The sequence below is a fragment of the Butyrivibrio sp. YAB3001 genome (genome assembly GCF_900112195.1).
In the GTDB taxonomy this organism is placed as follows: Bacteria; Bacillota; Clostridia; order Lachnospirales; family Lachnospiraceae; genus Butyrivibrio.
The window spans coordinates 203,479-227,775 of the sequence record NZ_FOKR01000005.1 but is presented as its reverse complement, the minus strand read 5'-3'; the positions used below and the strand labels follow the sequence as shown (position 1 = coordinate 227,775).

Here is a 24,297-nt window from a genome sequence, read left to right as displayed (position 1 = left end):
TTATTCACATGATTATTCCGTGTTATCCTGTGTTATAATGTCTTGAGAATTCTCAAAATAGGTGCAAAATAAACTGAATTAACAACTGATGGGATGGTATTAATAGGGAATGTCTGGAAGAGGCAGGCTGTACTGTTAATGTAAGATATCAGCTATGCTCCGCAGAAACCTATGGAATTCATGAGAGAATAGGATACTTTCATCCGATTCAGACTTATTATGTTGGGAAAATGATAGAAATGGTTGCTGAGCCCACAGAAGAAGATCACAAATTTGAGTGGGTAGAATACAATGAACTTAGGGGGAATATGTATCTGGAAATGCAAAATTGGGCTTTGGATAAGTTTTTTGAAGTATATATTTCTGATAATGGCGATGGAACCTTCACAAATCCAGTTCTTTACTGTGATTATTCTGACCCGGATGCAATCAGAGTTGGCGAAGACTACTATCTTGTTGCATCGAGCTTTACGAACACACCGGGACTTCCGATACTTCATTCAAAAGATCTGGTTAATTGGAACTTAATAAATTATTGTGTAAAGAATGTACCTGAGGATGTTTCTTCTTTTAGAAAACCAAGACACGGAGAAGGCGTGTGGGCGCCTTCCATAAGATATCATGACGGATTATTTTACGTATGTTTTCCTATGCCGGATGAGGGTATCTACATGACGACTGCATCTGATCCATATGGTGTGTGGAGCGAGCCGGTGAATATACGACCTGGTGCAGGGTGGATTGATCCATGTCCATTCTGGGATGATGATGGGAAGGTTTATCTTGTATCAGGAGTTGCCAAGAGCAGAATAGGCTACAATAGCGTTCTTTATGTGACAGAGCTTGCAAGCGACGCAATGTCAGTAAAGGGTGAACCTGTAAAGGTATTTGATGGAAATCAGACAGGAGACAGAACAACGGAAGGCCCCAAGCTATATAAAAGAAATGGCTATTATTACATTTTTGCCCCGGCAGGAGGAGTTAAGCCAGGATATCAATTGGTTCTGCGTTCACGCAATATATATGGGCCTTACGAGAAGCGCATAGTCTTAAAACAAGGTTCATCAGATATAAATGGCCCTCACCAGGGGGCTTGGGTAGATACACCAAAGGGAGATAACTGGTTTTTACATTTTCAGGATGTCTACGCAGCAGGAAGAATCGTACATCTGCAACCGATGACCTTTGAGGATGACTGGCCTGTTATTGGAAAAAAGATTGAGGGTGAGTGCTGCGGCGAACCTGTGAGAACCTATAAGAAACCGCTTGAAGTTGCAAGCTACAATGAGAAAGAAACTACTAATCCAGGTATTACAGATCTTTATCTAAGAGGCTGGCAATGGAATGCTAATCATGAAGATAGTTGGATTACGAATGAAAACGATGACGAATCTATCACTCTTTACTGCAATTATGATGAAAAGGAAAGATATATACCAGAATTACCGTGCATTCTCTTAAAGAAGTGGGAAGCTCCTGAGTTTGAACATACTTACAAGCTTGATCTATCTCAACTATGCAAAGGTGATTATGTGGGGGTAATAAACCTTGGAATGTCATATCTTGCAGTTGTGTTTGAAAAGAAAGAAGACAAGATAGTTGCAAGTAGTATTAGCGGAAGACAGGAGTTTACGGACGGAGGTATTCTTTATAATGAAAGTGAAACAGAAATATGCAGCGATGTTCCACATCATGTATATATTAAGTATGAAGTGAAGAATATCGGAATGCGTAAAGAAAAAGAAATACCGGTTGCTCCTGAAGAAATTGTCAGGTATTACATGAGCTATGATGGCAAAGATTATAACAAAGTGGCAGAAATAAGCGCTGAGGCTGGCAGGTGGGTAGGTGTAAAGCAGGGCGTGTTTGCTCTTTCTCATAATGAGGCTTCTAATGGAAGACTTATAGTAGCGCTGTAAAAGCACATATGAGGAAATAAAACAGAAGAAATAAAAGACAAGATGATATTATTGTAAATCGCAGAAAAGTCTGAGGATTACTGGTGATGAAAAGGATAATGTTGAAGGTTTTAAATGACCTTCACCATTATCCTTTTTTGGTTTATCAAAGCCGGTTTTTATGATCTTTTTCGCTGTAAAAAAGGGATTAAATTCCAATAATAATACCGATAACCGATTAAAACGAACCGATAATCGGCAAATTATTGAGAGCATGTTTCTTGTAGGGTATTGTGTAATCACGAGGTGAGCACAACAAGTCAAAAAGAAATCAGCAAACAGTTTATAGAATGTTTCTGAATGAAAATTTGATTTGAGTAGAGCTATAGAAAAAAGGAAGATGGGAAAAAATATGAAAGCATTTTTATTTCCGGGACAGGGAACACAAAAAGCAGGAATGTACAGCCTGCTAACAGGAAAAGAAGCAGAAGTGGATGAGGTATTTAAAATTGCCAGTGAAGCTACTGGAAAAGATGTCCTTTCCCTCTGCAGAGACTGTACAGATGAAGAATTAAAGCAGACTGCAAATACGCAGCTTAGTGTTACGGCAATGAACATGGCTTACCTTAGACTTTTGGAAAACAGAGGAATTAAGCCGGACATAGTTGCAGGACACAGCTTGGGACAGCTTTCCGCTGTGGCAGCTGCAGGATGTATTTCACTGTATGACTTATTCAGGATTGTTGGCAAGAGAGCGGAACTGATGGGACAGCTTAAGGAATCAGGAAAACTTGCAACAATACTCGGTCTTGACAGAGAAGTCATCTATAAAGTTTGCGAAGAAGTGAGCAAAGAAGTTGGAAAAGTACAGGTTGCACTTGAAAATGCTACACAGCAGACAGTTATCGGTGGAAAAGAAGAAGAGGTAAATGCAGCTGTCGAAAGACTTAAAGAAGCCGGAGCGCTCCGAATAGTTGAGATAAAAGTAAGCAATGCATTTCATACATACATGATGGAGCCAATGGTTGAACCGTTTGCAGAATTTGTGAAATCCATTGAGTTCAAGGCTCCACAGACCAGGATTTTATTAAATGCCAAAGGCAACTTTGCTGATAATGAATCAGAGATTAAGACAGATCTTATAAATCAGTGCACAAACGTAGTTAAGTGGTGTGATTGCATGAATCTTTTGTTAAAAGAAAAAGATATTAAAATCGCTGAGACCGGAGTCGGCAGAACAATGGCCAGCATGATAAAAGGAATAGATCGAGGAGTAAAAGTCTATCTTATGAGTAACAATGTTGATTTTGAACAGTTTATAACAGAGGGCTAAAGATATGGATGGAATAAAAACGAGAGTATGCAAAAAGTGCAAAACGGAATATCCGGCAGCGATGCTTAGAAAAAATTATGACATTTGCCCAGGCTGCGGAACTTATATGCGAGTACATGCAAAGAGAAGAATCGATTATCTTGCTGATGAGCAGAAATTCACTGAGTGGGATAAAGATCTTTATATGTATAACCCGCTGGAAGATGAAGGATACGCAGATAGCATTATAGCAACAAGAGAAAAGAATCATTTAAATGAGGCAGTGCTTACAGGAGAAATTACAATCTGCGGTTATGAAGTGGCAATCGGAGTAATGGATACCAGATTCATGATGGGAAGTATGGGCCACATCGTAGGTGAGAAGGTTACCCGCTTATTTGAAACAGCAACACGAAAGAAACTTCCGGTTATCCTGTTTTGCTGTTCAGGTGGTGCAAGGATGCAGGAAGGAATAATTTCCCTTATGCAGATGGAAAAAACCGCTGCAGCTGTAAAGAGACATAGTGAAGAAGGACTTCTTTATGTATCCGTTTTAACAAATCCTACAATGGGCGGCGTTACAGCAAGTTTTGCGACTATAGCTGATGTTGTTTTAGCTGAAAAGAATGCAATGATAGGCTTTGCAGGCCCAAGAGTAATAGAGCAGAATACGGGCGAAAAGCTTCCAGGAGGATTCCAGTCAGCAGAGTTCCAGATGGAGCATGGATTTGTTGACAGAGTGGTTGAACGTCAGGATCTTAGACAGGAACTGGCATTCCTGTTATCCATTCATGAGAAAAAGAGCTCTTTCTTTAAGAGAAGATTCAGACTTTTCTACGAGATAAAAGATGGAAAGATCACAGAAAGAACTCCCTGGGAAAGAGTACAGATTGCAAGATCCAAGGAAAGACCTACAAGTCTTGATTACATAAACACATTGTTTGAAAGCTTCTATGAGCTTAAAGGTGACAGAGTAAAGGAAGATGACCATGCAGTAATTGGTGGTGTTGCCAGATTCAGAGGAATGCCTGTTACTGTTATCGGAACTCAGAAGGGCAAGAATTCTCTGGAAGAGGCAATGTACTATAACTGGGGAATGCCGCTTCCTAGTGGATATAGAAAGGCGTTACGCCTTGCAAAAGAAGCTGAGAAATTCCACAGACCGATTGTCTTCTTTGTGGATACTATCGGAGCTTCCTGCGGAAAGAAGGCAGAAGAAGAAGGTCAGGGACAGATTATAGCAAATGTCTTACAGGAAATGTCTGTTCTTAAAGTTCCTACTTTATCAGTTGTTATAGGCGAAGGTGGAAGCGGTGGAGCACTGGCACTTGGAATAGGTAACGAAGTTTGGATGCTTGAAAACTCGGTATACTCAGTGCTTACACCTGAAGGATATGCAAGTATTCTTTGGAAGGACAATAACAAGGCCGCTGATGCAGCAAAGAAGATGAAGCTTGAAGCTAAGGATCTGTATGATCTTGGTGTAATTGACAAGATTATTTATGAAAAAGAACCTGTAACGACAGAAAACATGGACGATGTATGCAGTCAACTTAGAGCCGGAATTACTGAATTCTTCGACAAGCATGCAAGTGGAGATGTTGCAGCTATGAGATACAAGCGTTTCAGAAAGTATTGATGGGTGAGGGGGACCAAATATTGTGCGCATTATGGATTTATATAACCGACAAGTAAGGCATTACCTTCCAGGTGGCGTACATCAGAATTTTAATTTTCCCTGGCGAGAAGTTCCAATTTATAGTGTGAGGACAAAGAATTCACATATATGGGATATGGATGGGAAAGAATATCTGGATCTGTTTTCATATCATGGAGCAACAATACTTGGAAACGGAAATAAAAAATACAGTGCAGTGATGCATGATGTAGTAAAAAACAATATGGGTGCAGCTCATACAGATTTTGAGCTGCAGACCATAGAACTTATACATAAAACTTTCAGTGCGGCGCAGATGATTCGTTTTGGAGTATCTGAATCAGAGATGATAAACGATGCAATCAGGCTATCGCGGGTATTTACAGGTAGAAAGAAAATTGTAAGATTTGAAAATCAATATATAGGAAGCAATGATAATCTTCTTGGCGATAATAATAACGATTTCCGCAGAACACAGTCCATGGGAAATATAGGGCTCGAAGATAGTTATGTGATCAGATGGAATGAAATAGCTGCTTTTGATGAAGTTATAGGAGAGCATGGCAAAGAGATTGCATGCGTAGTGATGGAGCCGGTCAGTGTATCACATGGAAGTATTGAACCTGAAAAGGATTACTTACAGCAGATAAGAAAGCGGTGTGATAAGAACGGGATCGTACTTGTTTTTGATGAAACAAATACCGGAATAAGGGCTCATTACGGTGGTGCACAGGAATTATACGGAGTAAAAGCAGATCTGATGATTCTTGGAAAAGCAATTGCAGGTGGTGTTCCAATAAGTGTACTAGCAGGAAAGAAAGAATTGATGAGTCTCTATCAGACACAGGAAGTGATCCAGGGTGGTGATTACAATGGTTATTCCCTTGGAATGGCAGCAATAAATACAACGATGAGTATTCTTTTTGACAATGACTTGAAAAATTATAAATATCTTCAGCGTCAGGCAGAAAAGATAAAAAGTGTAACTAGTGAAGTTTCACGGTATACAGAATTTCCAATGACTGTTCAGGGACCGCTGTTATGCAGTGCAATTCATTGCAGCGACAAGGTGCTTAAAAGCCCGGATGACTACACTCAGGAAATACTGATGAAAGAAATAGTACTGAATGATTGTATGCAGCGTAACGGATTATTAGTAGAGACACCACTTACACTTTATCCCAATCTCATGTTTCAGGATTCAGATCTTGGAATATATGCTGACAGATTGGAAAAAGCAGTAAAAGAAGCAATAGAAGTATTGGAGGCATAAGAAATGTACCAGAAAGATGATGGAGAAAAGGTTTGGGCAGCTTTTAAAGAGATGGATACATACCTTGATAAAAGCTTTCAGATAATAGACCGTGTTGATGAGGATAACAACTATTACAACACAAAAGGTCAGAAAATGTATGACGGAGTTTCAACTCTTTTAAATACAAATATAGGTCACAGGAATAAAGAGATGATCAAGGCAATCACAGATCAGCTCGAGAAGTTGGATAATACTTCGCTTTTTTGTGCCACAAACGATGTTTCAATAAAATGCGCAAAGAAGCTCTGTGAGCTTACAGATAATCATTTTTTCAGTGCATTTTTCACTAATAGCGGATCAGAGAGTTGTGATACAGCGATGAAGATCGCTATGAAATATAACTATAACAAAGGAAAAAGAAACGTTGGAGTTGTAGCTCTTGAAGGTGCATATCACGGATCTAATATGACAGCCATGAGGTTATGCCAGGATCAATATGATAGTGAGCAGTACTCAGCAGATACAACAGGCTATTACAAATTGACAATTCCTTCAACATATCAGGAAGAGGGACTTACAGAAAAAGAAGCTGTAAAAAAGAGCCTTGCAGAATACAAAAAAATAATCAAGGAACACTGTATTGGCGCAATTTATATGGAACTGATCCAGCTTTCAAATTCAGTTTATGAGCTGCCAAAAGAGTTCGTAAGAGGAATTGTAGATATAAGTCATGAAAATGATGTTCTGGTTGTAGTAGATGAAGTAGCAACCGGTTTTGGAAGAACAGGAAAAATGTTTGCATCGGAGCATTATGGAATCTGGGGCGACCTAATGATGTTTGCCAAGGGTGTTACATCAGGATACGTACCGATGGGGGGTGTTCTTGCTACAAGAGAAGTATATGAGAGCTTTACCGGTGAAATGACAGTTTCTCTGGATAATGGATTTACAACAGGAGGACATCCGGTAGCATGTGCAGCAGCTCTTAAGAATATAGAGATCATGGAGAGAGAAAAGCTGTCTGAGAATTCAGAGGAAATTGGAAAATATCTGTTAGAAGGTCTAAGAGAGACTATAGGAAAGAGCTTTTTGATAAAAGAAATCCGTGGAAAAGGCTTGATGCTTGCAATAATATTTGAGGATTACAAAGTGATAGGTATGCCTCAGTTTGGAATTTCCAATATTGTAACAAGATTCCTTGTTAATAACGGAATGTTACTTTATCCGGACAGCGATGAAACGCTCATCCTGGCACCGGCATTGAATGTGGATAAAACGACTTGCGATTTTATCATAGATAGGTTAACAGAAACAGTAACTAAAACAGAAAAATGCGTTAGCAGGAGGAAAGAGGCATGTTAAAGGCGTGTAAAGTAGACAATCTTGTAAAAAAGATAAAGGTTGGGGATGTAGAGCAGGAACTGCTTAAAGGTATGGACCTCTCTATAGATAAGGGTGAATTCACTGTAATAGTAGGACCAAGTGGAGCAGGAAAATCAACTCTTTTAAACATCCTTGGAGGACTTGACAGGGTTACAGGTGGAACAGTAGAGAGTGCTGGATTTGATCTTAGTAAATGTGATTCCAAGAAGATGAATCAGTACAGACAGAAGATTGGATTTGTATTCCAGGATTATGCACTTATTGAGAACCTTACAGTGGCTGAGAACATTGAACTTATGAGTGTTATTACCAAAAAGAAGGTTGATACAAAGGAAATCCTAAAGAAGGTGGATCTTGAGAAACATGCTGATAAGTTCCCAGGTCAGCTTTCAGGTGGAGAGAAGCAGAGAGTATCAATCGCAAGAGCACTTGCTAAAAATCCTGAGATTCTTTTCTGTGATGAGCCTACAGGAGCGCTTGATGAAAAGAATGGTAAGAAGGTACTTCAGATTCTTCAGAATCTTAACAAGGCAGGCACAACTGTTGTAGTTGTTACACATCTTTTAGGAATGCAGAAGATGGCAAATCATATTATCAGAGTTGTAGATGGCAAGATCAAGGATGACATCTTAAACGATGATGTTATAGCAGCAGAAGATGTAGTTTGGGCATAAGAAGAGGACTGATTATTATGAAAAAAATGCTTTTCAGAAAGATTAAGAAGAGGAAGATACAGAGCATAGGCATAATTGCAATCACTTTGTTATGGATGTTTGTAGTAGCGTTTTCACTTAATCTTTATTCAACAAATAATGCTTTTAAGAAAGATTATTTTGAAGCAACTAATGTAGAAGATTTTAATTTTGTACCGACTGATTTCTCAGCGTTGGATGACCTGGCTGACAAATATCAATTTAAATATGAAGCTCAGTATACAAGAGATTTTGAAGAAAATGGGCTGACATACAGATTGATCAGTAAGACAGAGGATATAGATGTTCCTTATGTAACAGAAGGAAAGCTTTCAGATGATGCAGATCAGGTGATAGTAAATCCTGAATATGCAGAAAAAAGCAGTGTTCTTGTTGGAAACACACTTAAGATCCAGGGTAAAGAGTACACTGTTACGGCAATCGCGAACCTGGTCAATTACGTTAAGATGCATGTGAGCGATAGCAATTATAACTACGATCCTAAAAACCAGCTTTTGGTGATCATGGATAAGGATGAACTTCTTTCCTTAGAGGAAGGAGAACTTGGAGTAAGGTATCTTGCTAAGTTTAGCGGCATATCAGAAGAAACCAAGTCAGATGTTCTGGCAGAGATATTAAGAAGTGACGAGTTTATAACAGTTACCGGCCAGGCAGATAATTCAAGCATTACAGCGTTAGACGGAAAGATCAGTGTATATTTCCTTTTGACTGTCATCTCCCTATGTGTACTTTCCGTAATCATTGTAATTCTTCTGATCATGTTCGTTTACATCCTGATAAGTGAGGACAGAAAGCAGATTGGAATCCTTAAAGCAAACGGAATGAAGAGTCTTACAATATGGAATTCATATCTGCTTATGATCCTTTCACTTATGCTTCCATCAGGAATCGCAGGATTTATAGCTGGAAGTTTTGCAGCACCTTACTTCGATGAAATTTTAGGAAGAGATATTTCACTCCCGGTATTGGATTTTGAGATTCATCCGGAGTTTGTAGGAATGATTTCAGGAATTATCCTTTGGATAGCACTTCTCTCCACAGTACTTGCTACCGTTGGAATCCTGAATAAGACAGTAACAGAGCTTTTGAAGAACAATAAGATCAAGAATGTAAGCAAATTTGAGAAGTTTGTTAAAAAGGTAGTAAGACCTAAGAATGTTGTAAGAAGAATGAAGGTTTCATTCGCAGTAAGAAGTAAGCTTTTGCTGATACTTGTACTCTTTAGCGTTTTTGCAGCAGGCGTGCAGTTCCTTCTTAGCTACACGATCTACAACATGAATAACAAGATGATCAGTGTTCAAACAGAATCAATGAATTTTGAGAATCAGGTTTATTTCTCAGAGAAAGTAAAAGATACAGAGGAAGGTAACCAGTACTTCGCAAGAGTTGAAGGCGTATCAACAGCTGATAACACATCAGTACAGATATATGCACTTACAGAAGGTGACAAGATTGACTATGGCAAAGATGGAATCAAACCAGGAAATGTCATTTTGAATCAGACAGCAGCAGAAATTCTTAAAGTCAAGGAAGGCGATCAGCTAAAGCTTGCAATTGGCGAAAAGGAAGTAGAGTTCACTGTTGAGTATGTATGCAACAGAATCGTTGGCAAAGAAGTATTTGCAGACTACCAGAGTCTTGTTGATGAAGAAATCATCGAGGAAGGTTTCTCTGGAATGTATACAGATAAGAAAGATATTGCAGTAGAAGGAAATATCGTAAATGTAATGTCTAAGCAGGAGATCATTGATAATTACAAACAGTCAGAGGATGTTATCAAAGCAGCATCAGTTATTATGGCAGTACTCGGCGTAATGATTCCTGTAATACTTATAACAATCACCGTTTCAGTACTTATTTCACAGAATAAGCGTGAGATCACAATCCTTAAAGCAAACGGAGTTGGTGAGCGCAGCATGAACAGAATGATCTACGGAGCATATAACATTTTCCTTGTACTTGGAATTGCAATAAGTATCCCATATTCATTCATGATAATGCAGATCATTTTCTCAATAGCAGTAAAGGCATCAGGTATAAAGTATCCTGCTGAGATTGATCCAAAAGGCATCCTGGTATCAGTTTGCATGACAACAATCATTTATTACGGAACAATGTTTATTCTCAAGCATAAAAAGAAACTGGGTGTAGAGGAAGCCAGATATGATTTTAGCTAATTATGATCATCAAACAGGTAAATCATGTAGAACAATAGCAATCAGAAATTTAATGGCTAGAAATGGTTTCGACTGGAAAGAAGATTTTGTTTTCGGATTAGGTGGAGGATTTAATTTTTCCTTTGTAATGCCTGATAAAGAAGTAGAAAGTAGGTTTTTTAAAGCATTATCACCTAACCTGTTCCAATTTGAAAACTTTGCAGAGAATTTAGGAGTTGAATATCAGGTAATAACAAAGGCTGAAGATGGATTTGAGCTTATGGAAGATATCCTAAGATATGATGATAACCCGGTTCTATGTGAAGTATCTCCTGAAGAGTATAAAAAGGAAACACAAAAGGAAGGCACCCATTTTTGGGATGGAATCAAGCTAGAAGGACCAATCACTTCTCATATAACAGAAGTGATTGGGATAGACGAAGAAAAAGTGTATTTTTGCGAGAATTACAGCAAAGATGTGATGTCGGTTTCCAGAGAAATTTTTGCTAAAGCAAGAGATACAGGAAAAGACAGCTACTTAAATCCTCATCATAAAATTCATTACTATGTAATACCGGATGAATTTGAAGATGGATCCATGGAGATGGGTGTAAAAAAATCAATATCCAGAAACATGCGGGCCTATTGTGATAATCCAAATGAGCGGCTTGGTAAAAAAGCATTTGATAGTTTTATGGAAAACTTACCGAATTGCTACGACTTGTATGGAGACAGACTTTGCGGAACGTCTCTTAAGATCACAGGAAGCCTTATCAAATATGTTTCTCCCGGTATGTTCAGGAAAATATATGCAAGATTCCTGGAGGAAGCTACAAAGTACATTGGATACGAAGATGATCTTAAATCTATAGCATCACTTTTGAAAAAATCAGATTTCACATGGAACAAACTTGCATCTTTGTTTTTAGATGAAGAGATTTCGGTAAAAGACAGGATGATCGGCAAAAAGTGCATGGATTTCATGAAAACCATAAAAGATACAGAGGAAGAAGCTGTTCTTAGAATGTGTGAGGTAAGTGAAGCATGGTAAAAACAAAAGAACAGTTGAAGGATGTGCTTAAAGCAGCTTTTGATGATCAAAGCTTTGATGAAATTGGAAAATATTTAAATACAATGTCCTTTAGGCTGGATAAACAGCCAAACGGAAAGTATGAATTAAAAGCTTTTAAAGACAATAGATTTGATTTCGTAAAAAATCTATTGGGCGTTGAAACACAGCATTGTCATCAGAAATTGTCTGTTAAGAAACTAAGGCGACTTAGAAAAAATATTAGAGGATCAAACCTGGTATTTATCAGGGTGTATGAAAAGTCTGCAGAGAATGTTGAAGATTTTTTATATAAGAGAGTGGTAAAGATATTTAGATCTTTTAACGGATGGAATCTGGGCTTTGAAGATGGAAGCAGCATAAGCCGTATAAAACTAAATGCAGCATATAAGAAATGCTTCCAAAACTTTAACGACTGGGCAGTATATGAAGATGTGACTTTCTTTGTAAGAGAAAAGAGCCATGTTGAATCTATTGAAGAGAAATATATTTCCAGGTGGGTGCAGCGAATGAAGTGTCTTTCCAATAATAAGGCAAGAAAATCGATGCCACCAAGAGCATTAGTGGATGTGGATCCGGGATTCATACTTTCTAGAAGCCAGATTTACAGCGAGTTAAAGAAAAGTGTCTATATTTCAGAGAAAGAAAGAGGTTTGCTTAAGAAAAATCTTTCAATCTATGAAAAAGATAATCTTACCATAAGAAAAATGTATCAGTGCTTTGATACAGAATATCAAGTATTAAGTAACATGGAAGGACGGATAAATGAAAAAAGTAGCAGTTATCGGATCCGGAATCTCAGGGATGACATGCGCATGCGCACTGGCTAATAAAGGATATGAAGTCAGGGTATTCGAAAAGCAACCGGTACTTGGAGGTTATTGCCAGAACTTTAAGAGGAAAGGTTTTACCTTTGGAGCGGCTATTCACAGAGTTGGCGGGATTTATGGAAGAGACAACGTAAACTGCATCTTAAAGGAAGTAGGAGTAACACAGCTTCCGGAATGGTATTCATTCAGGGAAAAGGTGCAGGTTGGAGACAGAGTTATCAACATGTGTAACTCGAATGTTGCGGAGTCTTTGAAAACCATCTTCCCTGAGGAGTCAGAGAATATTCAGCGTTTCTGGGATGAGGTAATGAAGATAAATGATCTTCTTACAACAATCGATGAGGGCGCGAATGAAGGAATAGCTCGTTTTGAACCAAAAGATCTGGAACTTCTTAAAAAGTACAGAACAGTATCAATAGATGAGTTTCTGTCAGAGTTCTTTGTAAATGAGGAAATAAAAGGAATTTTGGTTGCTGTTTCAGATGCAATGCCAGGAGGCGCAGTGTTCGCATTTGTAAGAATGGTAGCATTCGCGAATTGCAGTGAACTGACATACCAGCCCGTAGGTGGAGCAAGTGCAATAATCAAGGCACTGGCAGATAGAATTGTCGAACTTGGCGGTGAGATTTTGCTTAACAGTCCGGTAGAAAAGATAATCATGGAAGATGGACAGGCAAAAGGCGTCATCTGCAAAGGCAAAGAATACTATTCAGATTACATTATTACAAATTGTGACATGAATACAACATTATACAACCTTGTTGGTGAAGAGTATTTAAACCCAAGACTTGTAAAAAAAGTAAGAGAAAAATTTACAGAAAGCCCATCATGTTTCTCTGTATGGCTTGGACTTGATAAGGATGTAAAGGAACTTGGCTATGAGCCTGGAAATCTTACTTACTATCCGGAAAAAGACAGCGTTCTATCTGACAAGGCAAAGCTGATAGCTGATGGCAGCGTGCAGAGAGACAACGATTTTGTGCTGATAAGTCTTTCAGCAAATAATGATCCCAAGTCATCTCCTGAAGGAAAAGGCCAGATAATGATCGGAATGATGTGTAATTATGATTTCGAAAATCTTGCAGAACTTAGAAAAACAAATATGCAGGAGTATAGGAAGAGAAAGACTGAGGTTGCCCACAGGTTGGTGAAGAAGGTTGAGAAATTCTTCCCGGGGCTTAGTGATCACATAGAAGTGATGGAAACAGCAAGTCCTGCAACATTTGAAAGATATACCGGTAATTCAAAAGGAGCCTATGGCGGATATAAATGTACACCAGATCTTGTGGAAAACTATTCTGCAATCGATGGCAAACAGCTTGTTAAAAACTTATTTGCAACAGGACACTGGGGCGGTGTAGGTGACGGAGTTATCTTTACAACAGATATGGCTATGAGAGTAGCAGATAAAGTACTCACCTGCGATATGAGAAAAGATCTTTACGATTACAACAAGAAAATTTCATAACGATGTAAAGAAGCAAAGCTTCTTGAACATAAAAAACTAAAAAACTAAAAAACAAAAACAAATAAAAGAAAAGGATGGAAAAAAATTATGGAAAACACAAATGCAGTAGTAACAATCGAGGAAGAAGTAAAGGACATGATCTTTGAGAGACTCAGAATTGACTATGTAACAAAGGAAGAAGTAGACAATGATGCACCTATCTTTGCTTCATTTGACTCAGAGGGTGAAGGTCTTGGACTTGATTCAGTAGACGCTTTGGAGCTTGTTGTAGGCCTTAAGGAGAAGTTTGGTCTTGAGATTTCTGATGAGGAGATGGGAATCTTCCAGAGCATCACAACAATCGCTGATTACATCAGAGAGCACAAGAACTAATTTGATTATTGACCCGGCTAAATCATTGGTGATGGGGCATTGCTATTGAGTTAAGTATATGTATTTGCTTCCGGTTGATATCACCCAGGATCGTTGCTATGAACAGTCACAAGGCTGGGAATAGTAACGATAAAGCGGGGGAACTTACTAGGTGAAAGAGGATAAGCGGATGAAGAAAAGAATTGTAATTACAGGAATTGGGGTTAGAAGTTCAAATGCCAGAGATGCAAAGGATCTGGTTACAGCATTAAGAGAGTTAAGACCTGGACAGTGCAAGATCGATTTATATAAGACAGAAGGACTTAGAACAGACGTTGGATGTCAGATTAAAGAAGAATTGAAGTTCGAAAAAGCATGCGATGAGAGAACAACAGCTATCGCATTTGAAGCTATAGATGATTTATACAAAGATGAAGAAATAAAGAAGATGATCAGCGAGAACAAAGACGATATAGTATTGTCTTTTGCTACATCAATGTCAGGAAACCAGAATATGATGAGATATGTTGATTCTGAAACACCTGAGAAAGATGAAAAATTCGTATATATAGTTCCGGATTTTATCAATAAGATTCAGCAGAGACTAGGCGTGAATGGCCCTGCATATACAACAATGTCAGCATGTGCAGCCGGTTCAGCAGCTGCCGGTGTTGCTATAGATGAGATTAGAAGAGGTACAACAGATGTTGCAATTGTGGGCGGTACAGATGCTCTCACACTCTTCTCAACAGTAGGCTTCAGCGCACTTAAGGCTGTAGCAGAAAAAGAATGTAAGCCTTTTGCAAAGGATAAGACAGGAATCAATCTTGGAGAAGCAAGTGCATTCCTTGTACTTGAGGAACTTGAGCATGCTAAGGCAAGAAATGCAACAATTTACGCAGAGGTAATGGGATATGCAGCTAAAAACGAGGCTTATCATATTACTTCACCAAGACCGGACGGAGAAGGCGCTTATATCGTAATGAAGGAAGCACTTGAGGATTCCGGAGTTGAGCTAAAGGATGAGAATATCTACGTTAATGCACATGGTACAGGTACTGGTGCTAACGATCAGATGGAATTAAAAGCAGTGACTAAACTTTTTGGAGAGCTTCCAAATGTATATGTTTCATCTACAAAGGCTATTACAGGACATTGTCTTGGAGCTGCAGGAAGCATAGAGCTTGCAATCTCAGCATTGGTTCTTAAGAATCAGTTCATTCCCGGAACATTTAGAACAGAGGATGCATTGGAGTGTGAAGAGAATATAAAACTTCCATTAGGAAAGAGCTTTGATCATCCGGTTGATTATGTATTGTCAAATTCATTTGCATTTGCAGGTAATACAGCTTGCGTGGTGCTTAAAAAGTATCAGTAAGGAGTAAGCTGATGATCATCGTAGCAGGAAATAATATATCAGCATTATTCTTATGTGCTTACTTTGAACAAAAGGGTATTGATTATATCAGATACTACACTGAAAACATAGATGATTACACTTTTTATCTAAATGATGTTACCAGCGGAATGGAAAAAAGAGCCCTTGAGTTACTTGGGAGAAGCCTTGATAGTTCAGGTGATAAAGAAATTGGCGTTTATACAGATGGTGGTATCAAATATATCCCGGGGGATTTCAAAAATTTTTGCAATTGGATAAAGGAATCAGATGATTCTGATGAAACTAAAAATGTATTAGCAGCAATATCCGAAATTGGAAAAGAGTGGATAGAAACAGTAGAGAATACCTTTAATATAAAGACATCCATGGACAGCATTATGGCCAGGAACTTTATGAAAGGCTACAGTGATTTTCTTACTAAGAATATCAAAAATGATGAAATCAAAACTATTTTTAAGTCATTTGTTCCGAGAAGAGATGTTTCGCTGAATACTGCAGCAGGGTATATATACAGTCAGCTTTTTGACGGAAGCGGGCATGAGAATAAAATCTCTGAGCTTGCCAAAGAGTTAATCAGCAGTCTTAGTGAGAATAAGCAGATAAAACTTAATTCTTTCGAAGAATTGGATTTAGAAGGTAAAGATTATGAAGCGTTTATAAAGCTTTATGAGGATGCAGATCCACTGGTAAAGCTTACAACATATTATGTTGAGAGCGATGAGGACGCGAAGGAAAAAGTAGTATTTTGTGCTTTTGACGATATGGAACAGTCCGGAATCAGTCAGATGATTCTTTGGAGTGAAGAAGGTAGTAGACGTCTGGATGTATATTACGAAAGCAGCAGATCAGATGATGAAGTAACAGAATATGTAAGAAAGAAACTAAGTGAAATCCATATTAAAAAACAAGTTGGATATACGGAGTTAAAACGTCAATATGGAAGCGGTCATTTTGCAGGTTGGGCTTTTAACACAAAAGAAAATTGTAAAAATCCGATTGTTTTAAAAAATAAGAAGCTTATGGATTTATCACATTGGGGAAATGGGCATTTTACCTGTTGTTTAGTAGCACTTGCAAATTTGGAAAGATAATTGGAGGAAATGTATGAGTAATATAGCAATTACAGGTTGGGGACTCATTTCAGAGATGGGAAATGATGAACAACAGATTTTAAAAAGTTATGACGAAAAAACAGAAGTAAAGGGTGGAAGCCTTGAGTTTGACCACAATTTAAAGCCGGCAAAGATCAGAAGAATGGGCAGACTTGCGAAGATGTCAGCGGCTGTATCAGAGAAGTGTCTTGCCATGTCTCAGGCAGAGCCCGGTGATAATACAGGAATCATCATGAATACAGACTATGGTTCAATCAATTTAAACATTGAATTCGGAAAAGTATTAAAGACACCAGATCTTTCAAGCCCAAGTGATTTTGCCAATACAGTATCTAACGCAGCTCTTGGTCATGTAACTCTTTATTTTGGTCTTAAGGGCGCCAGCACACTTCTTATGGGAAGTAACGGTCTTTCATATACTATCAGACAGCTTGAAAAGAAGCCTGAACAGAAAATTATTTTCTGTGGTGCTGATGAGTACTGCGAACCTATTGCCAATTATGCGAAAGAGAAATATGGCAAAAATGTTGTGTCAGAGGGCGTTGGCGCTGTAATTCTTGAGAATAATAAGAATTCTGACTGGGGATATATAGTTGGTGATGCTCAGTCCGGAATTGGATATTCACCTCTTTATCAGGATACAAGCGATGTTAAAGACAACTATAAGGGAGTAATAGAGAAAGCTCTTAAAGAAGCAGGACTGAAGGCTGAAGATGTAGATCTTGTACTGATGTCAGGAGACGCAGGCAGCGGAGTACGAGCATATGAAGAAGCTGCTGTTGTTGAAATCTTTGGAGAAGATAAGGAAAGAAGATTCATCAAAGATGAGCTTGGAGAGTGCTTCGGTGCTTCAGCAGTTTCATCTGTGATAGTTGGATCAGTTCTTGTTAAGAACAACAGATATAAAAAAGTGCTGGTTCTTGGAACAGAAGTATCAGGAACTATTGAAGCATATGTTGTGAGCAAAGAGAGGGTTTGATATATGTTCGATTTTAATGGAAAGAATATTTTGGTTACCGGTGGATCAAGAGGTATTGGAAGAGCGCTGGTTAACGCATTTGCATCCAACGGAGCAAGCGTAGCTTTTATTTACGGAAGATCTCAGGAAGAAGCTGTAAAGCTTGAAGAAGAGTGGGCTGCCAAGGGAGTCAGAGTTAAAGGCTATCAGGCAGATGTTTCCAAATTTGAGAGTGTAAAGCAGGTAGTTAGCGAGATCATTAAGGATTTTGGTAAGGTTGATGTCCTTGTTAATAACGCAGGAATCACAAAAGATGGCTATATGATGCTTATGTCAGAAGATAACTGGAGAAAGGTTCTGGACGTTAATCTCTCAGGTACATTCAATGTAACAAAGCAGCTTCTTACTCATTTCCTTGTAAATAAAAAAGGTAAGATCATCAATATGACTTCTGTAGGAGGACTTGTTGGCGCTGCAGGGCAGACTAACTATGCGGCATCAAAGGCAGGAATTATCGGATTCACTAAGAGTCTTACCAAGGAAGTTGCAGGTAAGAATATCAATGTCAACTGCATTGCTCCAGGATATATAGCTACAGAGATGCTGGATACAATCCCGGACAAGATTAAGAACGGAATCATCGGAAGCATCCCTGCATCAAGACTTGGTAATGTGGATGATATTGCAAATGCAGCAATGTTCCTGGCATCTGATGTTGCTGATTATATCAACGGACAGGTGCTCGTAGTTGATGGAGGACTTACAGCATGAACAGGAATGTTCTGATTGTAGGGGCATCTGGAACACTTGGGGATAAGCTGGTCTCAAAATATACTGATGATAATTTATATCTGCTGGATATAAAAAAGCCTGAATCAATGCCTGATAAGGCAGAGTATTTAAGGTGTGATGTGTGTGATGAAGATAGTGTAAAAGAAATATCTGAAAGTTTGCAGGAGCGTCAGATCAAGATAGATATTTTTATCTATACAGTGGGAACATACTCACCGGGAAAAGTAACTGAGATTTCCGGAGATGTCTGGGAAAAATCAATGAACATAAATGTGAATGGATTTTACAGGATTTCACACCATCTTTTACCACATATGAATGAAGGCGGAAAAATAATAGCAGTAGCATCACAGTTTGGATTGGTTGGAGCCTATGAATCTATTGCATATTGTGCTGTAAAAGCAGCAATGATCAATATGATAAGGTGCATTGCATTGGATTATTCAAAAGAAAAAATAAGAGCAAATTGTGTGTGCCCCGGATTTTTTGAGTCCCCGTTCCTTGCACAGGTAGAAAAAGGCACCAAAATGAAAAGAGAGTGGATGACAGTAACTAACCTGCTTCCTAAGAGCAAAGTGAATCTTGATGACATAGTGAATGCAATAATGATGCTTGGAGAAAATGATAGTATAACTGGTCAGTGCATTGTGATTGACGGAGGATATACCGCCAGATAAAAAGGAAAGGTGATAATAATGCAGCCATACACTTATACGACAATAGCAAGGTTTAGTGATACGGATCTTTATGGTGTAGTGCACCATAGTAATTATTTCAGGTGGATTGAAGAAGCAAGAATACAGGTTCTTGAGGAACTTGTCGGAGTTACAGTAGACTGGATGGAAAATAATTCCTTGAGATTCCCGGTAATAAGCGTAGAAGGAAAATATAAGAAGTCTGTTTCGGCCAGACAGCCAATTCAGATAGATATCTTACTGACATGCGGACCGGCTGCAAAGCTTTCATTTGATTATGAGATAAAAGATAAAAATGGAACATTATATTTTGCAGGAAGAACACAGCATGCGATAACTAAGGATAACAAGCTTCTTCTGAAAATGCCGGAAGATTTTGAACAAACAATAAAAAAGAAAATGCAAGATAAAGAAGAGTATTTTATCACATGGAAAAATTAGAGAAAAAGATCGTAACAAATGGCATGAAAAAAGCTTATGAATTAAATGAAAAGGTATCCCCGGAGCTTAGCGCGATTCACACGAAGCTCTGGGCGGATGGCCTTGAGCTCTCACCGGAGCTTATTTATTTACTTGGGGATGGTTATTCAAGAAAAATTGCAGATGACAGACTGATTCTTTTTAATGACACATTTTTAAATGATCTGTCTGGCAGCCTTGGAATATATCTTGAGGATTATGAAGAAAACAGTGAGGAATCTTTTTACCAGGCAATTAAGAAAAACAGTGCCATAAATATTGCACCTCCAATGATTTCGGTAGAGTATCCCGAGGGAGAATATTTGTCTATCGTATGCGGGGTGTTTGATGATCACACTTATAACGTGATATCACCTGTGGATAAGGACGTTGTCCGTGTGGATAAAACCAGGGTGGCATGCAGAAAGCCATGGTATATGATGAATAGCCCGAGGTTTATCAAACCGGTTTTCAGGGATAGAAGTCAGCTTATAAAAGAGGCCTTGTTAAGAATATTAAAGCGAAGAGATCTGGAAAATACCAGTGTATATAGAAAAATTTATGAGACAGATTCAGATAAAGTGCTGGAAAAAGCAGTCCTTGAAATGAGCAGGAAAGATGTCGAGGATAGAAAGCTTTTTTACGGAGCAATGATGATTGCAGAAGAGTTTCTTGAAGATGAGAGTCTTAAGGAAAGCCTTGAAGAGTATAGAAATCTTTTGAGCAGCATGGAAGAGGGATTTGATACAACGCAGATAAAGCAGTTGTTTGAACTTGAAGACAAGCTCATGGATGGAATGAGAGAAGTTTTAAAGGAGGAGAGTGCAGAGTATGATTCTTGATGAGTATACCAAATATCATGGTGTTGGTTCACACTGTGCAACTACAATCCTCAGAACCCTGACAAATGCAGCCGGATATCCATTTTCAGAGGCAATGTGTCTTGGCCTTGCCAGTGGACTTGGCTTTACATATCAAAAGTATGTTGGAGTGGAGTACTATTTTTTCACCGGAAGAAATGAGTGCCTTGAGGAAAACATGGTTAATGTCCTCGGGGGAAAGCTTCTTAAGGGAAACAGTGATGACAACGATAAAGCCTGGAGTGAAGTGTGTTATTACCTTGACAGGGGACTTCCTGTTATTTTGGAAGTTGATATGATGAAACTCCCGTACATAAGAGAAAAGCTTAATCTAAAGCGTGAATTTCACTTTGGACTCCATTCTCTTTTACTCATTGGATATGATGAAGAGAATGCTTATGTACTCGATTACATGTGGTGGAAACCGATACAGGTTCCGATATGGCAGCTCAAGGAAGCGCGCAATTCGATGGATGCGCCGATCAGACCGCACAATAGATGGAAAGTGATGGTGCTTCCTGAGTATAATGGCGAGGATCTTTCTGAGACACTTAAGACTGCTATCAGGGTAAATGTTCATAAGTATAAAGAACCATATGCATTTAAGATGGGACTGGACGGACTTAGGATATTCCAAAATGAATTTTCAAACTGGTTTACCAAAATGCCGCTTGAAAGATTACAGACCAATTTTTACATGATGAGTGCTTTGTTTGAAAAGGTTGGTACCGGTGGAGGCAATTTCCGAAGGATGTATGGCCAGTTTTTGGATGAGGCAAACAAGATTCTTGTAATGCCTAAGATTGCTGAAGCAGCATCGATTTATACAAAGCTATACAGAAACTGGAAACAGTATTCCAAAATGCTTGAGAATGATTCAGAAAAAGAGTTTGAAATTGAAGATAAAGAGCAGCTTGTTGAGTGCATCAGAAATCTTTATAGCCTTGAGCTTGAGGGTGTGAATGCACTGGCAACAGTATAAGGAGAGAAAATGCAGATTACAATAGATGAGATAATGAGTGTCTTAGAGCACAGATATCCATTTTTAATGATTGATAAGATCACAGATTTTGAATATGGAAAGTTTGTTGAAGCAGTAAAGAATGTCAGTGTAAATGAGCCTTGGTCACAGGGACATTTTCCAGGTAAGCCTATTTATCCCGGCGCAATGATCATAGAATCAGCTGCGCAGGCGGGTGGATTCATTTTTTACAATAAGGATGATGAAGAGAAAAAACGCGGTGGAATGCTTGTAAAGGTAGGCAATTTCAAGTTCGTAAAAGTGGTAAGACCGGGAGATCAGCTTGTTATCAGAACTGAGCTTGTAGATCAGATTGGAAATTATGTAACTGTAAGAGTAAAAGCTACAGTTGATGGCAAGAAGGTTGCAGAAGGAGAAGAGACATATGTTGTTGGCTGCTGATTACCTTGCACAGGGTGAAAGCATGGTGCTTTTGGATGAATTTGAAATTGTGGATAACTGTCTTTATTCATCTCCTAAGTACGATGGAATCAGCGAGTATAGCATTATCCCCATCTCTCTTTGGACAGAGTCGGTATGTCAGAATGGGGAAGTACTCCTTAGAATGTGCAAACCGGAGATAAAAGAGGCACTTCTGACAAATGTATCAGAAATAACATATCCAGGGCTGTCAAAAAAGCAAGCCAGAGAGGTGAGCTTTATCGCAAAAGAACTTATGCAGACCGGACATTACGTAAAGACTGAAATAAAGGTTATGCTGGGAAACAAAGAAATAGGTACATCCTGTTGTACACATTATATTAGTTGACAGGCTGATATTTATTGGCTGGGGTGAAATTCATAAAGGAAAAGATATGGTTTACGATTACATTGTTGTAGGAGCAGGAATTGCAGGGATGCTTACTGCTGCTATGTTGACAAAAGATAATAAGAAAGTTGCGGTTTTAGAAAAAAATAAAGTTGCCGGTGGGTATCTTCAGGATATTATTCCAGGAGTTCCGTTTGGAGCTCATCACATTGGAATACCGAATAAGACAATACTTCAGCAGTTTACTGGAGCCTTGAATATTCCGGTTGAAAAACACTTAAGACATGCCGATGAAGTTAATGTTTTAAGAAATGAAAAGACTATCAGGTTATCGCTTGAACTTTCCATGCAGAAGGAACAGATAAAAGAACTCTTTCCGGAGGAATCAGATAGTGCTGAAAAGTATTTTAAGTATATGACAGATTTTTCTGATGTTCTTTATTCAGGTGATGACAGAGCTGTTCGTAAGTTCTTTGTAGAACTGAGTTCAATTTCTTTTGAGAGATTCTTAAGGAAATATTTCAAGAGTGAAGAACTCATCGATCTGTTGTCATTTATAGGACCATCTTATGGTGGTGTAACAAAGGAAGATTCCGCTTTTACTTTTGCATCTTTAGTTGTTACCTATGGCTCCGGTGCATATTATCTTGAGACAGAATGGTTTATAAAAGAGCTGTCAAGGTGTGTTTTAGAGAGTGGACTGGGCGACATGTTTTATGATTATGAGGCAATGGCAATGTCATACGATGAAAGAGACAGATGCTATGTTCTCACAAGTAAAAACCATCAGTCAGTAAAAGGAATTAAAGTCGTATTTGCAAGTTATTTTAATGATATTCTTTCCGGTTATTGCCAGAATGAAGAAATCACCTCCAATCCGTTAAAGAAAGTGTTTGCGATGGAGGTTGGACCTTCTGCATACAGATTCTATTTAAAAACCAAAAAGCAGCTGACAAGGCAGGAAAATGTAATAATGGGCGATTTCCCCGCAATTGTATCAACTCTTGAAGAGGATAGCTGCAATATTATGGTTACCTTTGTAAGTGATAAACAACTGACTAAAGATGAGTATTTGAGTACAGCCAAAAAACTTGCAAGTCAGGCACTGGAGGAAAATGAAAGTAATCTGGAACTGATACTTGAATCATCTCCTGAGCATAAGAGAAATATGACTGCTAACAAGGGTGGAGCTGTTTTTGGCTGGAAGAGAAATAATGCAAATAATATGACTGCAAACCTTATCTACAATCTTAATAGTCAGGTAAAAGATGTTTATGTTGTAGGTAACTGGGGCGCAACATTTGGCTTTTTTGGAGCACTTTATACAGTTAAGAAGTTTTTGGAAAAAACAGAAAGTGAATTGGACCTGAAAGGAATGGCATCATGATTAATCCTGTAAGTAAAGTCGTTCCCATGTATCTTGGAAAAGTGGGCTTTAAATTTAATAAACAGTTTCTTAGAGTATACGGATATCTGATCTATATGGAAAATGGGGATGTTTATCTGTTTGACTCGGGGCTGAATCCGTTGTTTTACAGCGATAAAGAAAAGATAATGGAAAATCTTACTCATTTCATTGAGGTGGATGTAAATAAAGATGAACTACTTGCAAACAGGCTTAAAGAATATGGAATAGATAAAGAGAGTATAAAGGCTGTAATTGTTTCCCATCTTCATTTTGACCATGCAGGCGGTATATCAGTTTTTGAAAACACAAATGTTCCTCTTGTTGTGCAGAAAAGAGAATATGAGGAAGCCAAGAAGCTGGTAGGTGGAAGGTCTTTTGAATATAAGTCGGATGATCTTAATTGCCTGGAAGAACGCCTTAATGTGTCAATGGTAGAAGGTGATTCTGTCGTAGATGGAAATGAGGCAATCGAATGTCTGGCTACTTATGGACATTCAGCAGGGCATCAGTCACTGCTCCTTAAAGGAAAGAATAAGAAGATGCTGCTTGTTGGAGACGCAGCATATACAAGGAAGCAGTTGGATGATGGCGTAATTTCTACAATACCTTTCAAAAAACAGGAAGCACTTAGTGCGATTGACAGGATGCAGAAAATGGCTGATGAATGTGAATATGTCATTTGCGGTCATGATTGCGAGGCATTTGAAGGAAAAGAGATTTTATTATAGTAGG

Annotated in this window: 23 protein-coding genes; all 23 read left to right on the top strand. The window is 38.5% G+C overall.

What is annotated here, in order from left to right; translation table 11 throughout:
* Window positions 1-230: 230 nt before the first annotated feature.
* The 23 genes from BM086_RS07925 to BM086_RS07815 all read left to right on the top strand — a co-directional run bounded on the left by BM086_RS07925 (window position 231) and on the right by BM086_RS07815 (window position 24,293).
* Window positions 231-1,919: a glycoside hydrolase family 43 protein gene (locus tag BM086_RS07925; protein ID WP_242952149.1), complete on the top strand. Its 1,689-nt coding sequence runs from the start codon at window positions 231-233 to the stop codon at window positions 1,917-1,919.
* 391 nt (window positions 1,920-2,310) lie between these two features.
* A complete protein-coding gene (locus BM086_RS07920; RefSeq protein ID WP_175560163.1) occupies window positions 2,311-3,231 on the top strand; it encodes an ACP S-malonyltransferase in 921 nt (306 codons plus the stop codon).
* 4 nt (window positions 3,232-3,235) lie between these two features.
* The gene (gene accA, locus BM086_RS07915; protein WP_092325466.1) at window positions 3,236-4,849 is read left to right on the top strand and encodes an acetyl-CoA carboxylase carboxyltransferase subunit alpha/beta; all 1,614 of its coding nucleotides are present in this window, start codon (window positions 3,236-3,238) and stop codon (window positions 4,847-4,849) included.
* A gap of 31 nt (window positions 4,850-4,880) precedes the next feature.
* The gene (locus tag BM086_RS07910; RefSeq protein ID WP_092325465.1) at window positions 4,881-6,140 is read left to right on the top strand and encodes an aminotransferase class III-fold pyridoxal phosphate-dependent enzyme; all 1,260 of its coding nucleotides are present in this window, start codon (window positions 4,881-4,883) and stop codon (window positions 6,138-6,140) included.
* A 3-nt stretch (window positions 6,141-6,143) separates the two neighbouring features.
* Window positions 6,144-7,484: an aminotransferase family protein gene (locus tag BM086_RS07905; RefSeq protein WP_092325464.1), complete on the top strand. Its 1,341-nt coding sequence runs from the start codon at window positions 6,144-6,146 to the stop codon at window positions 7,482-7,484.
* Window positions 7,478-8,179, top strand: coding sequence for an ABC transporter ATP-binding protein (locus tag BM086_RS07900; RefSeq protein ID WP_092325463.1), 702 nt, complete (start codon window positions 7,478-7,480; stop codon window positions 8,177-8,179). Before BM086_RS07905 ends, BM086_RS07900 begins: the two co-directional genes overlap by 7 nt.
* A gap of 17 nt (window positions 8,180-8,196) precedes the next feature.
* Window positions 8,197-10,395: an ABC transporter permease gene (locus BM086_RS07895; RefSeq protein ID WP_092325462.1), complete on the top strand. Its 2,199-nt coding sequence runs from the start codon at window positions 8,197-8,199 to the stop codon at window positions 10,393-10,395.
* Window positions 10,382-11,425 (top strand): BtrH N-terminal domain-containing protein, encoded by a 1,044-nt coding sequence (locus BM086_RS07890; RefSeq protein ID WP_092325461.1) that lies wholly within the window; start codon window positions 10,382-10,384, stop codon window positions 11,423-11,425. The genes BM086_RS07895 and BM086_RS07890 overlap by 14 nt, the downstream gene beginning before the upstream one ends.
* Window positions 11,419-12,273, top strand: coding sequence for a hypothetical protein (locus tag BM086_RS07885; RefSeq protein ID WP_092325460.1), 855 nt, complete (start codon window positions 11,419-11,421; stop codon window positions 12,271-12,273). The genes BM086_RS07890 and BM086_RS07885 overlap by 7 nt, the downstream gene beginning before the upstream one ends.
* Window positions 12,209-13,741: a phytoene desaturase family protein gene (locus tag BM086_RS07880; RefSeq protein WP_092325459.1), complete on the top strand. Its 1,533-nt coding sequence runs from the start codon at window positions 12,209-12,211 to the stop codon at window positions 13,739-13,741. Before BM086_RS07885 ends, BM086_RS07880 begins: the two co-directional genes overlap by 65 nt.
* A gap of 87 nt (window positions 13,742-13,828) precedes the next feature.
* Window positions 13,829-14,113, top strand: coding sequence for an acyl carrier protein (locus tag BM086_RS07875; protein ID WP_092325458.1), 285 nt, complete (start codon window positions 13,829-13,831; stop codon window positions 14,111-14,113).
* Between the two features lie 169 nt (window positions 14,114-14,282).
* Complete coding sequence (locus BM086_RS07870; RefSeq protein WP_092325457.1) at window positions 14,283-15,470, top strand: beta-ketoacyl-[acyl-carrier-protein] synthase family protein; 1,188 nt, start codon at window positions 14,283-14,285, stop codon at window positions 15,468-15,470.
* Window positions 15,471-15,481: 11 nt separating this feature from the next.
* Window positions 15,482-16,582 carry a hypothetical protein gene (locus BM086_RS07865; protein WP_092325456.1) on the top strand — a complete coding sequence of 367 codons (1,101 nt, stop codon included), beginning with the start codon at window positions 15,482-15,484 and terminating at the stop codon, window positions 16,580-16,582.
* 13 nt (window positions 16,583-16,595) lie between these two features.
* A complete protein-coding gene (locus BM086_RS07860) occupies window positions 16,596-17,582 on the top strand; it encodes a hypothetical protein (RefSeq protein ID WP_092325455.1) in 987 nt (328 codons plus the stop codon).
* 3 nt (window positions 17,583-17,585) lie between these two features.
* Window positions 17,586-18,332 (top strand): 3-oxoacyl-[acyl-carrier-protein] reductase, encoded by a 747-nt coding sequence (fabG, locus tag BM086_RS07855; protein ID WP_092325454.1) that lies wholly within the window; start codon window positions 17,586-17,588, stop codon window positions 18,330-18,332.
* Complete coding sequence (locus BM086_RS07850) at window positions 18,329-19,030, top strand: SDR family NAD(P)-dependent oxidoreductase (RefSeq protein WP_092325453.1); 702 nt, start codon at window positions 18,329-18,331, stop codon at window positions 19,028-19,030. The genes fabG and BM086_RS07850 overlap by 4 nt, the downstream gene beginning before the upstream one ends.
* An 18-nt stretch (window positions 19,031-19,048) precedes the next feature.
* A complete protein-coding gene (locus tag BM086_RS07845) occupies window positions 19,049-19,489 on the top strand; it encodes an acyl-CoA thioesterase (RefSeq protein WP_092325452.1) in 441 nt (146 codons plus the stop codon).
* A complete protein-coding gene (locus BM086_RS07840; RefSeq protein ID WP_092325451.1) occupies window positions 19,477-20,349 on the top strand; it encodes a hypothetical protein in 873 nt (290 codons plus the stop codon). Before BM086_RS07845 ends, BM086_RS07840 begins: the two co-directional genes overlap by 13 nt.
* Window positions 20,339-21,349: a BtrH N-terminal domain-containing protein gene (locus tag BM086_RS07835; protein ID WP_092325450.1), complete on the top strand. Its 1,011-nt coding sequence runs from the start codon at window positions 20,339-20,341 to the stop codon at window positions 21,347-21,349. The genes BM086_RS07840 and BM086_RS07835 overlap by 11 nt, the downstream gene beginning before the upstream one ends.
* Window positions 21,350-21,358: 9 nt before the next feature.
* On the top strand, window positions 21,359-21,790 hold the full coding sequence (gene fabZ, locus BM086_RS07830; protein WP_092325449.1) for a 3-hydroxyacyl-ACP dehydratase FabZ: 432 nt from the start codon (window positions 21,359-21,361) through the stop codon (window positions 21,788-21,790).
* Entirely contained in the window at window positions 21,774-22,157 is a 384-nt protein-coding gene (locus tag BM086_RS07825; protein ID WP_092325448.1) for a hypothetical protein, read from the top strand. The genes fabZ and BM086_RS07825 overlap by 17 nt, the downstream gene beginning before the upstream one ends.
* 46 nt (window positions 22,158-22,203) lie before the next feature.
* Window positions 22,204-23,544 (top strand): NAD(P)-binding protein, encoded by a 1,341-nt coding sequence (locus BM086_RS07820; protein WP_092325447.1) that lies wholly within the window; start codon window positions 22,204-22,206, stop codon window positions 23,542-23,544.
* On the top strand, window positions 23,541-24,293 hold the full coding sequence (locus BM086_RS07815) for an N-acyl homoserine lactonase family protein (protein ID WP_092325446.1): 753 nt from the start codon (window positions 23,541-23,543) through the stop codon (window positions 24,291-24,293). The genes BM086_RS07820 and BM086_RS07815 overlap by 4 nt, the downstream gene beginning before the upstream one ends.
* Window positions 24,294-24,297 lie beyond the last annotated feature (4 nt).

Bases quoted from the DNA above. Each gene is read 5' to 3' on its own strand.
- BM086_RS07865 (WP_092325456.1), top strand. From the start codon at position 15,482: ATGATCATCGTAGCAGGAAATAATATATCAGCATTATTCTTATGTGCT.
- accA (WP_092325466.1), top strand. From the start codon at position 3,236: ATGGATGGAATAAAAACGAGAGTATGCAAAAAGTGCAAAACGGAATAT.
- BM086_RS07860 (WP_092325455.1), top strand. From the start codon at position 16,596: ATGAGTAATATAGCAATTACAGGTTGGGGACTCATTTCAGAGATGGGA.
- BM086_RS07880 (WP_092325459.1), top strand. From the start codon at position 12,209: ATGAAAAAAGTAGCAGTTATCGGATCCGGAATCTCAGGGATGACATGC.
- BM086_RS07875 (WP_092325458.1), top strand. From the start codon at position 13,829: ATGGAAAACACAAATGCAGTAGTAACAATCGAGGAAGAAGTAAAGGAC.
- BM086_RS07895 (WP_092325462.1), top strand. From the start codon at position 8,197: ATGAAAAAAATGCTTTTCAGAAAGATTAAGAAGAGGAAGATACAGAGC.
- BM086_RS07920 (WP_175560163.1), top strand. From the start codon at position 2,311: ATGAAAGCATTTTTATTTCCGGGACAGGGAACACAAAAAGCAGGAATG.
- BM086_RS07825 (WP_092325448.1), top strand. From the start codon at position 21,774: ATGTTGTTGGCTGCTGATTACCTTGCACAGGGTGAAAGCATGGTGCTT.
- BM086_RS07850 (WP_092325453.1), top strand. From the start codon at position 18,329: ATGAACAGGAATGTTCTGATTGTAGGGGCATCTGGAACACTTGGGGAT.
- BM086_RS07925 (WP_242952149.1), top strand. From the start codon at position 231: ATGATAGAAATGGTTGCTGAGCCCACAGAAGAAGATCACAAATTTGAG.
- fabG (WP_092325454.1), top strand. From the start codon at position 17,586: ATGTTCGATTTTAATGGAAAGAATATTTTGGTTACCGGTGGATCAAGA.
- fabZ (WP_092325449.1), top strand. From the start codon at position 21,359: ATGCAGATTACAATAGATGAGATAATGAGTGTCTTAGAGCACAGATAT.
- BM086_RS07845 (WP_092325452.1), top strand. From the start codon at position 19,049: ATGCAGCCATACACTTATACGACAATAGCAAGGTTTAGTGATACGGAT.
- BM086_RS07900 (WP_092325463.1), top strand. From the start codon at position 7,478: ATGTTAAAGGCGTGTAAAGTAGACAATCTTGTAAAAAAGATAAAGGTT.
- BM086_RS07905 (WP_092325464.1), top strand. From the start codon at position 6,144: ATGTACCAGAAAGATGATGGAGAAAAGGTTTGGGCAGCTTTTAAAGAG.
- BM086_RS07910 (WP_092325465.1), top strand. From the start codon at position 4,881: ATGGATTTATATAACCGACAAGTAAGGCATTACCTTCCAGGTGGCGTA.
- BM086_RS07890 (WP_092325461.1), top strand. From the start codon at position 10,382: ATGATTTTAGCTAATTATGATCATCAAACAGGTAAATCATGTAGAACA.
- BM086_RS07885 (WP_092325460.1), top strand. From the start codon at position 11,419: ATGGTAAAAACAAAAGAACAGTTGAAGGATGTGCTTAAAGCAGCTTTT.
- BM086_RS07820 (WP_092325447.1), top strand. From the start codon at position 22,204: ATGGTTTACGATTACATTGTTGTAGGAGCAGGAATTGCAGGGATGCTT.
- BM086_RS07840 (WP_092325451.1), top strand. From the start codon at position 19,477: ATGGAAAAATTAGAGAAAAAGATCGTAACAAATGGCATGAAAAAAGCT.
- BM086_RS07815 (WP_092325446.1), top strand. From the start codon at position 23,541: ATGATTAATCCTGTAAGTAAAGTCGTTCCCATGTATCTTGGAAAAGTG.
- BM086_RS07870 (WP_092325457.1), top strand. From the start codon at position 14,283: ATGAAGAAAAGAATTGTAATTACAGGAATTGGGGTTAGAAGTTCAAAT.
- BM086_RS07835 (WP_092325450.1), top strand. From the start codon at position 20,339: ATGATTCTTGATGAGTATACCAAATATCATGGTGTTGGTTCACACTGT.